Origin of the sequence: Enterobacter cloacae complex sp. 372C4 (assembly GCF_050030615.1) — a bacterium.
Classification (GTDB): domain Bacteria; phylum Pseudomonadota; class Gammaproteobacteria; order Enterobacterales; family Enterobacteriaceae; genus Enterobacter; species Enterobacter intestinihominis.
In genome coordinates this window covers 3,005,908-3,019,910 of sequence record NZ_JBLGUQ010000001.1, presented here as the reverse complement: position 1 = coordinate 3,019,910, position 14,003 = coordinate 3,005,908, and the positions used below count along the sequence as shown (strand labels likewise).

The window sequence follows — 14,003 nt, the reverse complement described above, 5'->3', positions numbered from 1 at the left end:
CAGAAATAGTCTTCATTTTTAGGCGAATTCGCCGACAGATTAGCAAGTTACGCGCAATGACATAGCGCCAGAGATGCGGCCTTGCAGACTTTGGTGTTTTATCTTCCCAGTCATCATATTTGTGAGATAAGTCACAATCTATCCAATTTTCGGCGGAAGATTATGCTTCATCGACATAAGCCATAGCCGCGCATTCCCAGATGGAAATGGTTGGCATGGGCGGCATTGTAGTCCGGCCCCAGACCGTTACCGTAATAGCCGCAGCTTGCCGACAACAGCGCCTGTAGCCAGGGCTGCGTCTTTTCCGCTTTCCAGCCGTTGAGGACGGTAACACGCTGTCCGTTTGCCAGCCTGAAAGCGCTGATATCCAGCGCATCCGCCGTGGCATGTTCGCTGCGCCGCGCATCCGGGCGGCTGTAGATATTGCGGCAGGCGAAGCTGCCCAGATGTTCAATACGCGTAAGCTCGCTGCCGGTCCAGGTTTTGGTGAGCGGCCGGGCCTGCTGGCTGACAAACAGCGCCGAGCTTAACGCCAGCGGGCAACTGGCAAGGAAGCTGCCGTTCAGGCTGACCGGGCCAAAATCGCGCACGCGCACCACGTTACTCAGCGGACACTCACCGGCGCTGTCAGCGACCGCCTGGGTACGGATAAGCTGGCGTTGATTCGCCTGCGCTAACAGGTTTGCGCACGCCTGCGGCGTTAAGCGCCGGAGTTTAAACTGGGTTATTTTTCCAGGCGGATCGTCAAGCGTAAGCGGCACGAAAGGGTTGTAATGCGGCGGCAACCAGCGGTAGCCCACCGTGGCGATCCCGGCAATAACAATAAGAATAAGCAGACCTTTTCCTTTCACGCGCCCCCCTTCAACATCCCTCAAAACATTATGGCAGAAGGCCGCGAAACCCGCCGGGCATCGTGGTATGTTATTGGCTTTTCGTCAGACTGGAAGAGAGTGAGATGGCAAAGCAGCGCGTAGGTATTGTCTTTGGGGGAAAATCATCAGAGCACGAGGTGTCATTGCAATCGGCTAAAAATATCGTTGATGCGATTGATAAAAGCCGTTTTGACGTGGTGCTGCTGGGCATTGATAAACAGGGCCAGTGGCATGTTAACGATGCCAGCCAGTATCTGTTACACGCTGATGATCCGGCGCGCATCGCCCTTAATCCTTCTGATATCAGCGTCGCAACGGTTCCAGGCGTGGCACAGGGACAGCTTATCGATGCCGGGAACGCGCAGGCGCTGGCACAGATTGACGTGGTGTTCCCTATCGTTCACGGCACGCTGGGCGAAGACGGGTCCCTGCAAGGCATGTTGCGGATGGCGAACCTGCCGTTTGTCGGCTCCGATGTGCTGGGTTCTGCCGCCTGCATGGATAAAGACGTCACTAAACGTCTGCTGCGCGACGCCGGTCTGAATATTGCACCGTTCGTCACGCTCACTCGCGCCAACCGCGATAAACACAGCTTCGCGCAGATCCAGGCGCAACTCGGCCTGCCGCTGTTCGTGAAACCGGCGAATCAGGGCTCATCCGTCGGCGTCAGCAAAGTCACCAGCGAAGCACAGTTTAACGATGCCGTTCGTCTGGCCTTTGAGTTTGACCACAAGGTGGTGGTTGAGCAGGGAATTAACGGGCGCGAAATTGAGTGCGCCGTACTGGGTAACGACTTCCCGCAGGCGAGTACCTGTGGTGAAGTGGTGCTGAATAGCGACTTCTACTCCTACGACACCAAATATATTGACGACAAAGGTGCCCAGGTTGTGGTTCCCGCCGCGCTCGATCCTGACGTTAACGACAAGATCCGGGCGATCGCCGTTGAAGCCTATCAGGCGCTGGGATGCAGTGGGATGGCGCGCGTCGATGTGTTTCTGACGGCGGATAACGAGGTAGTGATTAACGAAATCAACACCCTGCCGGGCTTTACCAATATCAGCATGTACCCGAAATTGTGGCAGGCCAGCGGAATAAGCTATCCGGAACTGATCACCCGCCTGATTGAACTGGCGCTGGAGCGTCACGCCGCTGACAGCGCCCTGAAAAGCTCTGTTAACTGACGGTTAGTCGGCTTTCTCTGCCGTCGTCTCATCGGGACGACGGCGGATAATGAATCCCGCCAGCCAGAAACTGATTACCCAGGTCACCAGCCCAACCGCATAGGTTTGCCAGCCCTTCGCTTCAAATCCCAGCAGCCCGACAACACCGTTGAGTATAAAGATCAGCCCGATCGCAAAGGCGTAGTAATGCCAGTCACGGCGTAGTTTGGAAGTGAGCTTCATGACAACTCCGGCAGAAAAAAAAACTATCCTCTCACAGTTTGATAAAGCCGTCTGTGGCGGATACGTAAATTCTGAAAAGCAGCGCAGTTTCACTTATGTTATCAATTTGTGACGTGATGCAGAAATCGACAATCCAGGAGAAATCCTGAGCCGAATTTCCCACGATTCTGATATTGACAAATGCTATGACCTGTCACACTCACCCTGTACGACGCGTATTAAAACAGAGTGATATTTTCGGGAGGTCTTATGGCAGACTTTACATTGTCGAAACCGATTTTTGGCGGAAAACAACCAAAAACCTCCACGGCGGGGAATATTGCCTATGCCCTGTTTGTTCTGTTTTGTTTCTGGGCAGGAACCCAACTGCTGAACATGCTGGTGCATGCCCCTGGCGTGTATGAGCATCTGATGCAGGTGCAGGATACCGGCCGCCCGCGCGTTGAAATCGGTTTAGGCGTGAGCACCGTATTCGGGCTCATTCCCTTCCTCGCGGGCAGCATGGTTCTGGGCGTGATTGCGCTCGTGCTGCGCTGGCGCAACCGCCACTGATTACAGTCCCATACAGCGAGCCCGACGATCGTCCACGCGTTTTGCGAACCATGCGGTCGTCAGGTTACGCGTGATCTTCGGGCTTTCAAGCTGAATGCCTGGCAGAATGGCTCTGGGTAGTGCCTTTCCACTTTTCTTCTCTGCAAGCGCGAAAACCTGCTTATACAGATCCGTTTTCTCAAACGCCAGGCTGTCACCCTTCTCCAGCTGTCGGCGAATGTCACTGTTGCTCATCTCCAGTTTCGTCGAAAGTTTTCGCACTGCCCGTTCGGTGGACCCTGCCTCGCTGCTGCCGTATGCAATGAGATCGCCATCCAAAGCGAGCTTCACACCGCTGGCGCGGCTTACTGCATTCTGGAAGGCTGCATTTCGGCTGGCATACCAGCCCGCGTTAAAGTCGGCAAAACGATACAGCGGTTTATCGTAGTTGGCCGGATAATTCAGCAGGTGATACGTCCCAAACCACAGCCCACCGCGCAGGGAGAAGACTTCCTGACGCACCGTACCGTCGATATCCCACGGATAGCCGTCGGTATGCTTTTCCGCAAATGCGATGCTTACCTGCATCGGACCGCCGGTATGTACCGGATTCAGCGAGCCAAACAGCTTCTGCCCCATCGGCACCATATTGATGAAATCATCGAAAATGGCGCTGAGCTGCCTCTCGGTTTTCACCGTATCCAGCCGTTCGCTGTAGCTTTTCCCGTTTGGCGAGGTGATTTTAAGGGCGGTATGTACCAGGAAAACCGGGATATGCATCGATTCGGCCCGGCGGTCGATCTCCTTCCAGGCGATTTTGTTCAGGCCAGGCACAACAGGATCTGACTGATACATCGATTCCTGCTGCGCCACCGCCAGCACCGAGCAGATGTTCTCCTCGGTAGGCGCGATCTTCTGACTTTTGAAGGTCGTTGCCAGCGCATCAGCCCACTCACTGCGATCCTTCACGCTGGCGGGCATTTTTTGCCGCACCACGCTCGCCACATCAACGGGCTTCTCCCCTTCTTTGAGCGGGGTAGCCCCTTTCTCGGCACAGCCCGCCAGCACGACGGCGGCGAGTAACGTCAGCGGTAATGCACGTGGTACGGCAAATGGCATAGCAATTCCTTTTTAACCTAATGTATGGGTGACTTCCTGCAAATCCTTATCGTCCAGCTCACGCTCGAAACTGCGTAAACGTTTGTAGATGGACATCAGCTCCACCAGCGTAGTCCAGGAGCTAATCAGGTACTGGAACGAACCGCGAACCTGACCAAAAACGTTGGTGATCTGGGTCATCAGACCGAGTGTAATCGTACCCGCAACGATGGACGGGAACAGCAGGAACAACCCGAAAACGTTATCAACCTGAAGATAAAGGATGCGCGCGATATTGAAGTACATGTAATGGAAATAGAGGCGGAAGTAATTACGACGTACGGCGCCAAACAGCTCACGCACGGTAGGCGGTGACGCACGGTTAGGATCGTCTTCACCATACACCAGCTCTTTACGGTAGGCCGCTTCCACGCGCTGGTTTTTAAATTCCAGCCCCGGCAGCTTGATCCCCACCACTGCCAGCAGTCCCGTTCCCATCAGCGACCAGACAATCGCGGCAATGACCAGGCCGTACGGCAGATGGCCGACAATCGGCAGTTCCGGAACGTGGGATGAGAGCGTCACCAGCACCGGCAGGAAGGCGATCAGCGTCATGATGGCATTAATAAAGCTCACGCCCATATCTTCGAGTGTAGAGGCAAAACGCATGGTGTCTTCCTGCACACGCTGTGCGGCACCTTCGATATGACGCAGGTGCTGCCAGTGCGCCATATAGTGTTCGTTCATCGCGGTACGCCAGCGGAACACATAGTGACTGACGAAAAAGTTATTCATCACGCCGATCACCACGGCGATGAGGGCGATGCCGAGGAAGATCCCCACCTCATGGTAGAACTGGTTAATGGTCACTTTATGCGGCGAACTCAGCGCCGTCTGGATCAGATCGTAAAACGGCGCATACCAGGCGTTGACCGCCACGCCCACTTCCACCAGGAACCAGGTGACAAAGATGATTAACGACGTGCCGAGAATCGACCAGTATTGCCAGCGGTGAGGCGAATAGATAAACCAGAACATGGCAAAAAGCCCCACGCAGAGCATGTAATAGGCGTAGAAAAGCAGATAGCTCATGGACCAGAAGCGCGCAGCGCTAATGGGAATGTCGCCCGTTGCCCCCGTAAGACGGGTCAGCCACGCGCCGCCACCGGCCTGCCAGAAAATGACAGCCAGCAGTGCCCAAATAAATGCCGACAGGAAAAAGGGCCCCGGCTTTGGGAAAAAAGACTTAAACATTGTGCTTCCTTCTTGTTGTTATGGCTGTTGCTGTGTTTAACATATCGCCACACGAAACCTTGCCTGGGCCAGCCTCCCGGCTCAGGCAAAAAAGTCAGACCTGCGGGTGAATTATTAGTTCGCTTTCCAGTTTTCAAGAATTGTTTCGGTGCGTTTCACCGAAGGCGGGTTGGCAGGGGCGATGAAGTTACGCCAGACATCGTTATAGTGCGCGATCAGAACCTGGGCATCGGCCGCTGGACGATTGGCCGTGGTGTGGGCATCCTCCGCAACCGTGATGTGGTAGCCCCGGCTGACACCGTTTTTAAAGGTGGCATCGACACAATAATCCGTCGCGCAGCCGCAGATAATAAATTCATCGATCCCCTGTTCGCGCAACAGTGCCTCGAGCGAAGTGTTATAGAAGGCATCGCAAGCGGTCTTCGTGACGTAAAACGCCCCTGCCGGCTGGTTGAGATCGGGCAGCAATGCAAACCCTTCGCTCCCCTCCTCTAGCCCGCCAGCTTCAGTATGCTGTATGAAAATAACGGCCTCAGCAGCCTGGGTAAGCTGATTGATCAGTGAGACACATTTCTCACTCTGATGGCGCGGCGTCTTAAACACCCCATTCTGCATATCAACCACCAAAACCACACGCTTTTCAGACATACCGTTCTCCGCAATAATGAATGTAACTGGTGACTATCATAAGCCCGATGTCACAAAATGGGAGTCTGGCCGTAAGTAAATTGTGCAAATTTACCCACGGTTACGTTTTTCTCGCTATCGTTATGCAAATCGGACGATTGCCCGACGCCGATTAGTAGTATAACTACCCGTAACTCTCCTTATTCACTGGATGGATGCTTTTCGTTGAAACGTTGTCTGCTCTCTTTCGCCGCGCTGTGTGCGGTGAGCCTGTCCACCGCCCAGGCAGCACAGCCTCTGACGGCACCGGTTCTGGCCTCTGACATTGCCGATCGCTATGCGAACCTTATTTATTACGGCAGTGGTGCGACGGGAATGGCGCTGGTCGTGATCGACGGTAACCAGCGGGTGTTTCGCAGCTTCGGTGAAACACGACCGGGAAATAACGTTCGCCCGCAGCTGGATTCCGTTATCCGTGTCGCGTCGATAACTAAGCTGATGACCAGCGAAATGCTGGTGAAATTGCTCGATCAGGGCGTGGTAAAACTCGACGATCCGCTCAGCAAATATGCGCCACCCGGCGCTCGCGTTCCGACATATCAGGGAACGCCGATCAGGCTGGTGAACCTGGCGACCCATACCAGCGCCCTGCCGCGAGAACAGCCCGGTGGCGCTGCGCATCGCCCTGTCTTTGTCTGGCCAACTCGCGAACAACGCTGGAACTATCTGAGCACCGCAACGCTGAAATCGGCTCCGGGTTCTCAGGCTGGCTATTCTAACCTGGCGTTTGATCTGCTGGCCGACGCGTTAGCAACGGCATCAGGTAAGCCTTACCCTCAGCTGTTTGAAGAGCAAATCACGCGTCCGCTCGGGATGAAAGATACTACTTACACCCCCTCCCCGGACCAGTGCAAGCGTCTGATGGTGGCGGAAAAAGGGGCCAGCCCGTGTAATAACACGCTGGCAGCCATTGGCAGCGGTGGGGTTTACTCTACGCCTGGCGACATGATGCGCTGGATGCAACAGTTCCTCTCATCGGATTTTTACGCGCGCAGTAATCAGGCCGACCGAATGCAGACGCTCATCTACCAGCGTGCTCAGTTACGTCGCGTCATTGGTATGGATGTTCCCGGTAAAGCCGATGCCCTCGGCATGGGCTGGGTATATATGGCGCCAAAAGATGGTCGCCCGGGTATTATTCAAAAAACCGGTGGGGGTGGCGGATTCATCACCTACATGGCGATGATTCCGCAATCAAACGTGGGCGCTTTTGTGGTGGTCACCCGGTCACCGAACACCCGCTTCGTGAATATGAGTGATGGCGTAAATAACCTTGTAGCCGAGCTGAGCGCCAATAAAGCGCAGGTACTTACGGCCGCTAACTGAGCTTAATAGTCCGTGGGCAAACGGTTGATACTGATCAGTTTGCCCCGGCTCATATTGATGTAGTTCCCCTGACGCAGCGCCGCCAGAACCTCCGCAACCACCGAACGTGATATACGCGTGCTACGCTGAATATGATTCATCACACCAATTTTTGAGCGTAGCGTGTCATCCCACTCGGCCATATTGATTAGCATCGCCCGAATTTGGCTATACGAATTATTTCCGACCAGCTGGATATCACGTTTTCCCAGTAAATGATTTAGCCATGAAAGCCAGCAGAACGCTTCTTGCCAGAGTTGCGCTTCTTGAATAATTTCGCATGCAGTAGAGGCTGGCAAATAAAATCCGGTACAAGGTGTTTGTGCCATCAGGGAATATTCAAGATAGCTGTCATTAATCCATGCACTTAATCCATGAATATAGGGTGCCCGTGCAATACCCACGAGTAATTCATCTGATTTACGGTGAACGACTGTCAGGCCGGATTGTATTACAAATGTCAATGGTTCATCATCATTATTGCCGGTAGTTATAAATTGTTGTGGTTCCGTTTTAAATGGGGTACCGGCGACTTCCAGACACTTTATGAGCCGGCTTAATTCAGAAAGTGGTTTCGCATTAACGTTCATGCATACCTCAAGTCATCTGTATATGTCGGTTCTTTATTATTTTTAAAGCACATAAAAAAGCGGGGGCAAAATCCCCCGCGTTTTTTTCTTACCAGGTATATTTCACACCCAAGTTTGCTCCCCAGTTCTGGTCAACGTCGCCGCCGCCCAGATAAGTCGCATCAGTGTAAGCACTGAAGTTTTTCGTGAAGCTGAACTGAGTGCCCAGTCCCACGCGAACCGCAGAGCCTTCCACGCCGTTGTCAATGCTGTCATTGTTGATATCAGCATTGTTGTCGGCATCGTCATACACGTAAGCCAGCTTGAAGTAAGGGGTTAATGCCTGCTCGCCACCGTAGTTGAAGGTATAACCTGCATCCACGCCAAGCTCATAACGCATACTGTCGTAAGACTGGCCATCGATACGCATGTCGTTGCTTAACTGATAGTCATCACCGGACTGGAACAGGCCAGAGATCGCCGCGTAAGGCGTGACGTAGCCAGACAGGTTTGGTTTCCAGTCATAGCCCAGTTTCATCCCGAAACCAACGGCGTCAGTCGTGGTATTACCGTCAACATACTGACCGTTGCTCATGGTAGCAGAGAGGTCGTTGTTGAAGCGGGTGTAGCTCATGGAGCTGTCGAGGAAGATGTCGTTCATGAACTTCGCCGACGCGTAGATCATCGCAGTCTGGCTGTCCTGATCGACCTGACCAGTACGATCGCTGATATCACCCTTCGCGAAACCAGCCGCACCACCGACAATCCACTTCGCGTTATTACCGTCGATCTGAGCATCCAGACCCACCATAATGCCGCTTACGTCCTGATCGTAGCTAACGGTGCCATTATCCGCGTCAAAGTTGCCGCCAAAATAGCTCACCCATGCGCCGCCGTTATCTGCCTGGCCATGACGGCTGTTGGTCAGACGGGTACCCACGGTATCCTGTTGCAGATTCCAGATGTTGGTATTAGCAGAAGGAATGCTCAGCGCCATGTTGGCATAGTCAGTCAGCTCTTCCTGCTGGAGAACAACGGTGTCACCCTTCTGCTGCGCCTGATAGGTGTATGCACCTAAATCAGCTTTGTTTGCCGCAGTAAAGCTGGCAGCGGTATCCGCGTTATTGTCATAGACGCGAATGATCTCTTTGTTTTTGTAGTCAGCTACGGAGCCTGCACCGGTCGCATCGTCGATGCGCACTTTATAGTTACCGGCAACGTCACCGTTCACCGCCAGATGGCCGTCAGAGTTCAGCGCGACAACACCATAGTCGTAGTCCGCTTTATGGCTATCGTTGGTGATATAGCGTGCGTTGTTCAGGTCGCTGTTCAGCACATAATCGCGGCTGGCAACGTTGAGCACACCGCCATCGGTCAGCACCATATTGTGCGTATCAACCTGACCCAGACCCAGCGCCAGCTCTGCACCGTTGTCTACAGTAATGGTGTTGGCATACAGTTCTGCCGTCTCTTCAGTCAGTGCCGCACGGCTGTAGCTATCCAGATACAGACTGTCGGTTGCCACGGCACCGCTGTCGCCAATATTCAAGGTTGAAGCATTGGTCAGGGTGATGGAATCTGCCAGCAGGCCGGAGTTTTCAACATTGACCTGAGACTGGTTGTTCACCGTCAGTGCATCGATGTTGGAGATCTTGCGGGTATCCCACTCGGAACCGTTATCCAGCGCCACGTTGAACAGGCCGCTCTGATACACCTCTTCACCGGCAACGTGACCGTTGCTGTCAAAGGTAGAATCAGGCCAGATGCTATTCGGGGACAATGCGTGCCAGTCTACGTTGCTGTAGCCCTGGCCATACATCTGCGCAGTGCCGATAGCTTCAACGCTGGACTGCGCTGCACCCACCCACTTACTGCCATTGGTCAGCGTGACATCCAGTTTATCGGTACCATCCCAGCCGTTGGTGGTTGGGTTATAGACGCCATCTTCTGTGGTATCCGTTGCCGGATCGCCATTCTCGTAGAAGTTGTTATCAAAGGTGCTGGAGAAAAGAATGTCACCCGTAACGGTAGAGTGATCGAAGGTAGCGGTGGTCTGCATGGCGTTATCAGACGCACTGGCAGCAACGATCAGCGCCGCATCATCCGCAGCCGTGGCGTTGGTTTCACCGTAGTCGCTTGGCTTCGCCGTTTGACCGTAGAAGCCGCTGGTACCCAGATCGCTGTATGCGCCAGAGGTCAGCACAGAGTCTTTCACCACCAGCGTATCGGTAAAGATATTGCTGCTGTTAGCAACGCCTTCAACACCGTCGTATGGCGTGTTATCAAGCTCCTGATAACCCTGCGTCAGCGTGATGCCCGCGATGTGGGAATTGTTCTGAATAACGATATCAGACTCAACATCCAGGGTGATGGCGTTACCCAGACCATAGGTGTCCAGATAATGCGTTTCAGTGGTATCGCCATTAACGACATCATACGCATAATGCTCGTAGGTATCGTTGATGGTGGAGTTATCAACAGTCAGGCTAAAACGATCGTACTGGGTATGCGTAGTGCCGTCAGTATCCACGCCTTCTGCACACGTCGTGGTCATACATTCTGACGTGATCATGCCGTTAATGGTGCTGTTAGAAATACTCAACGCGTTCGCACGGCCATTGACACCATCATCCAGATAGTATGTCGAAATAACTCCGTTTACGGTTGATTTATTGATGACTGGATAAATGTCACCATCATGTGTGGCATCTGAATAATCCCAGTCAGCATAACCATAATACCAGGGCGTGGACGCAGTATTGTCATATCCAAAAGTATTATATGTCGTGCCGGATATATCTTTCGCATTGGCCTGAGAAGCGATAGCCAGTGTGCAGGCTAATGCAAGTTGTGATACAACCAGTTTCTTTTTCCATGTTTGCATTGGGTCATCCCTCCTCAGGGACGTAAGCAAGTTTGTCCATCAAATCATTTGGCAACGTTTAATTGCGGAAGGAATTATGCAGTTTCACTTCGAAAAGGTTCAATGAATGATTCCATTAAGTCCGTATTCAGACAAATAAGCTTATAAACCCAGGACAATATCAATCATTATGAATAAATATTATAAATTCAACTGATTGCAAACTTCTTTAGTTGCTTCGATACATATAATAAAAAGCAATAAATCATTTATATTTATAATCCCAAACCAATATAGAAGCCTCACCAATATCACATACCACTCTGGACACCATAATAAGATTTATAATATATACAAAATACATGTAGCGTATATTAATCGATTTCGAAAATCTAAAAGACAACTTTAGTAAAACACCACTCTCCGCTTTCAGGTACACTAAGCCTCTTTGTTCCACAAACATCAGGCATACCATGACCGATTTAATTGCTCGTCCCCGTCGCCTGCGCAAGTCACCCGCACTGCGCGCCATGTTTGAAGAGACAACACTGACCTTAAACGATCTGGTGTTGCCGATTTTTGTTGAAGAAGAGATCGATGACTACAAAGCCATCGACGCGATGCCGGGCGTGATGCGCATTCCTGAAAAGCATCTGGCCCGCGAGATCGAACGCATTGCGAATGCGGGCATCCGCTCGGTGATGACGTTCGGTATCTCCCACCACACTGACGCAACCGGCAGTGATGCATGGAAAGAAGACGGCCTCGTGGCACGCATGTCGCGCATCTGCAAAGAGAGTGTGCCGGAGATGATCGTCATGTCCGATACCTGCTTCTGCGAATACACCTCTCATGGCCACTGCGGTGTGCTGTGCGATCACGGCGTGGACAACGATGCGACCCTGCTGAATCTGGGCAAGCAGGCGGTGGTTGCCGCCGCCGCGGGTGCGGATTTCATTGCACCTTCTGCGGCAATGGATGGTCAGGTTCAGGCTATTCGTCATGCGCTGGATGCGGCAGGCTTTACCGACACCGCCATCATGTCCTACTCCACCAAATTCGCCTCCTCCTTCTACGGCCCGTTCCGTGAAGCGGCGGGCACGGCGCTGAAGGGCGATCGTAAAACCTATCAGATGAACCCGCTGAACCGCCGCGAAGCGATTCGTGAATCTCTGCTCGATGAAGCACAGGGCGCAGACTGTCTGATGGTGAAACCGGCCGGCGCGTATCTGGATATCCTGCGCGACATTCGCGAACGCACCGAACTGCCGCTGGGCGCATACCAGGTGAGCGGCGAGTACGCGATGATCAAATTCGCCGCGCAGGCGGGTGCCATCGACGAAGAGAAAGTGATCCTCGAAAGCCTGGGTGCGATCAAACGCGCGGGCGCGGATCTAATCTTCAGCTACTTCGCGTTGGATCTGGCTGAGAAGAAAATTCTGCGTTAATCCGCTTTAGCGCCGGGTGGCTTCGCCATACCCGGCCTACTCTCTGCGCGAATCTTCACTAAACTGCAATACAACCGACATCTCCTCCTTCTACTGTCTGGGCAAGACGGCAGGAGGAGTGATCAATGTTTAGTCTCGACAGCGTTCTTGATGACCTTTGGCCTCAGGCGAGGCCCGCACCCTGGCAAAAAAGTCTGTTAAAAAGACTGCTCCACGAAGACGAATTTCAGCAGTTTGCCGCCAGCCACCGTCACCTGAAAGGGCTGGATATGGTAGAGCAGGTTCTGGAACACCTTGATATTCTCTGCACCATTTCCGCCCGAGACCTCGAACAAATCCCCGAACACGGCCCACTCATTGTGATAGCGAACCACCCGACGGGCACCCTGGATGGGCTGGCGCTACTGTACGCCGTTTCGCGCGTGCGCCGGGACGTCAAGGTTGTCACCAACCGGATGCTGTCTCACCTTGAGCCTCTCAGCTCGTTGTTTATCCCCGTGGACAATATGGGCGGCAGAACCGCAAAAGCATCTCTGGTGCAGATGGAGCAGCACCTGCAAAACGCCGGCGTGCTGATCTTCTTCCCGGCGGGCGAAGTCTCCCGCCCAACGCGTAAAGGCATCCGCGATAAAAAGTGGCATCCGGGCTTTATCAAGCTGGCCAGCAAACTACGGGTACCGCTGCTACCGGTACATATTCAGGCCCACAACAGCCTGCTGTTTTATGCCAGCACCCTGGTATCGCCGACGGTATCCCTGCTGCTGCTGATGCAACAGATGTTTCGCCGCCGTCACAGCCAGCTGCCGATCAAAATTGGCCAGCAGATTGCCTGGAATGATCGGTTTAGCTCTACCCTTTCATCGCGTGAGATGGCCGAGCAGTGCCGTCAGCACGTGATACGACTTGGCAAGGGATTGCCTGGCGTCTTTAAAACCCAGTGCGCCATTGCCCGCCCGGAAGACAGGGCCACGCTGAAGCGGGAGCTGGCGCAGGCCGAATGTCTGGGCAAAACCAGCGATGGTAAAACCATCTATTTGTGGCAGCGCAACGGGCAGGAAGAGGCGCCTCTGCTGCGCGAGCTGGGGCGACTGCGCGAGATTGCCTTTCGCGCCGTGGAGGAAGGCAGCGGAAAACGCCGGGATACCGACAGCTACGATGATGACTATCTGCACCTTATTCTGTGGGATGATGATGACCTCGAGATTGTCGGCGCGTACCGCTTTATGCCAACGGCCATGCAGGTGGAAAAGTGCGGCGTCGAGGGATTGTACAGTTACAGCCTGTTCCACTACGACGAAAAAATGCAGGACATACTGGAGCACGGCATTGAGCTGGGGCGCAGCTTTATACAGCCGCGCTACTGGGGACGTCGCGGTCTGGACTACCTGTGGTCAGGCATTGGCGCCTATCTGGCGCGCTATCCACATTACCGTTACCTGTTTGGTCCGGTGTCCATCTCCGGCGGCTTACCGCCTGCCGCCCGGGATCTGCTGGTCGCGTTTTATCGTCTCTGGTTTCCGGCCAGCCACCCGTTAGCCGCCTCGCGTCAACCCTACCCGGCGTCACTCCCGGACGTGCTGGCGCAATTTAGCGGGGTGGATTACGTGGATGACCTGACAAAGCTCAAATCCCTGCTCGGCAATCTGGGCTGCGGTATTCCGCCGCTTTATAAACAATATTCCGAGCTATGCGAGCCAGGCGGCGTGCAGTTTATCGATTTCGGCAGCGATCCGGCGTTCAATAACTGTATCGACGGGCTGGTGCTGGTGGATCTGTGTTATCTGAAGGCGAACCGCTATCAGCGGTATATAGAGGCGCACTTAATACCCTCACCCCTGCCCTCTCCCTAAAAGGGAGAGGGTGAAAACCGCACCGGTCAGTCCCCTCGCCCCTTTGGGGAGAGGGTTAGGGTG

The 14,003-nt window shown here is 53.6% G+C and carries 12 protein-coding genes; 5 read left to right on the top strand and 7 right to left on the bottom strand.

Annotated elements, in window-relative coordinates:
* Positions 1 to 167 precede the first annotated feature (167 nt).
* The gene (locus ACQG11_RS14615; RefSeq protein WP_192970629.1) at positions 168 to 851 is read right to left on the bottom strand and encodes an extensin family protein; all 684 of its coding nucleotides are present in this window, start codon (positions 849 to 851) and stop codon (positions 168 to 170) included.
* Between the two features lie 104 nt (positions 852 to 955).
* On the opposite strand from ACQG11_RS14615, the gene ddlA reads away from it, so the two are divergent.
* Positions 956 to 2,053 carry a D-alanine--D-alanine ligase gene (gene ddlA / locus ACQG11_RS14610; RefSeq protein WP_022647205.1) on the top strand — a complete coding sequence of 366 codons (1,098 nt, stop codon included), beginning with the start codon at positions 956 to 958 and terminating at the stop codon, positions 2,051 to 2,053.
* A gap of 3 nt (positions 2,054 to 2,056) precedes the next feature.
* Here ddlA and ACQG11_RS14605 read toward each other — a convergent pair whose 3' ends face one another.
* The gene (locus ACQG11_RS14605; RefSeq protein WP_022647204.1) at positions 2,057 to 2,275 is read right to left on the bottom strand and encodes a DUF2754 domain-containing protein; all 219 of its coding nucleotides are present in this window, start codon (positions 2,273 to 2,275) and stop codon (positions 2,057 to 2,059) included.
* 249 nt (positions 2,276 to 2,524) lie between these two features.
* Here ACQG11_RS14605 and ACQG11_RS14600 point away from each other — a divergent pair, with 249 nt between their 5' ends.
* Positions 2,525 to 2,827, top strand: a complete 303-nt coding sequence (locus ACQG11_RS14600; protein ID WP_003859159.1) for a DUF2755 family protein — start codon at positions 2,525 to 2,527, stop codon at positions 2,825 to 2,827.
* Here the strand turns inward: ACQG11_RS14600 and ACQG11_RS14595 are convergent, their stop codons facing one another.
* The 3 genes from ACQG11_RS14595 to ACQG11_RS14585 form a co-directional block, all read right to left on the bottom strand.
* Positions 2,828 to 3,925, bottom strand: a complete 1,098-nt coding sequence (locus tag ACQG11_RS14595) for a DUF1615 domain-containing protein (RefSeq protein WP_045308919.1) — start codon at positions 3,923 to 3,925, stop codon at positions 2,828 to 2,830. It abuts the gene before it with no gap.
* Positions 3,926 to 3,937: 12 nt separating this feature from the next.
* Positions 3,938 to 5,158, bottom strand: coding sequence for a peptide antibiotic transporter SbmA (gene sbmA, locus ACQG11_RS14590; RefSeq protein WP_022647202.1), 1,221 nt, complete (start codon positions 5,156 to 5,158; stop codon positions 3,938 to 3,940).
* A 114-nt stretch (positions 5,159 to 5,272) separates the two neighbouring features.
* Entirely contained in the window at positions 5,273 to 5,806 is a 534-nt protein-coding gene (locus tag ACQG11_RS14585) for an isochorismatase family protein (protein WP_022647201.1), read from the bottom strand.
* A 204-nt stretch (positions 5,807 to 6,010) separates the two neighbouring features.
* Here ACQG11_RS14585 and ampH point away from each other — a divergent pair, with 204 nt between their 5' ends.
* Positions 6,011 to 7,171, top strand: coding sequence for a D-alanyl-D-alanine-carboxypeptidase/endopeptidase AmpH (gene ampH, locus ACQG11_RS14580; protein WP_022647200.1), 1,161 nt, complete (start codon positions 6,011 to 6,013; stop codon positions 7,169 to 7,171).
* Between the two features lie 2 nt (positions 7,172 to 7,173).
* On the opposite strand, the gene ACQG11_RS14575 is transcribed toward ampH, so the two are convergent.
* Positions 7,174 to 7,800: a helix-turn-helix domain-containing protein gene (locus tag ACQG11_RS14575; protein ID WP_022647199.1), complete on the bottom strand. Its 627-nt coding sequence runs from the start codon at positions 7,798 to 7,800 to the stop codon at positions 7,174 to 7,176.
* Between the two features lie 88 nt (positions 7,801 to 7,888).
* Positions 7,889 to 10,663 (bottom strand): autotransporter outer membrane beta-barrel domain-containing protein, encoded by a 2,775-nt coding sequence (locus ACQG11_RS14570; RefSeq protein WP_426728497.1) that lies wholly within the window; start codon positions 10,661 to 10,663, stop codon positions 7,889 to 7,891.
* 452 nt (positions 10,664 to 11,115) lie between these two features.
* On the opposite strand from ACQG11_RS14570, the gene hemB reads away from it, so the two are divergent.
* Together hemB and ACQG11_RS14560 are read left to right on the top strand one after the other, a co-directional pair.
* Positions 11,116 to 12,090: a porphobilinogen synthase gene (gene hemB, locus ACQG11_RS14565; RefSeq protein ID WP_003859169.1), complete on the top strand. Its 975-nt coding sequence runs from the start codon at positions 11,116 to 11,118 to the stop codon at positions 12,088 to 12,090.
* A 125-nt stretch (positions 12,091 to 12,215) separates the two neighbouring features.
* On the top strand, positions 12,216 to 13,940 hold the full coding sequence (locus ACQG11_RS14560; RefSeq protein ID WP_032624780.1) for a lysophospholipid acyltransferase family protein: 1,725 nt from the start codon (positions 12,216 to 12,218) through the stop codon (positions 13,938 to 13,940).
* Positions 13,941 to 14,003 lie beyond the last annotated feature (63 nt).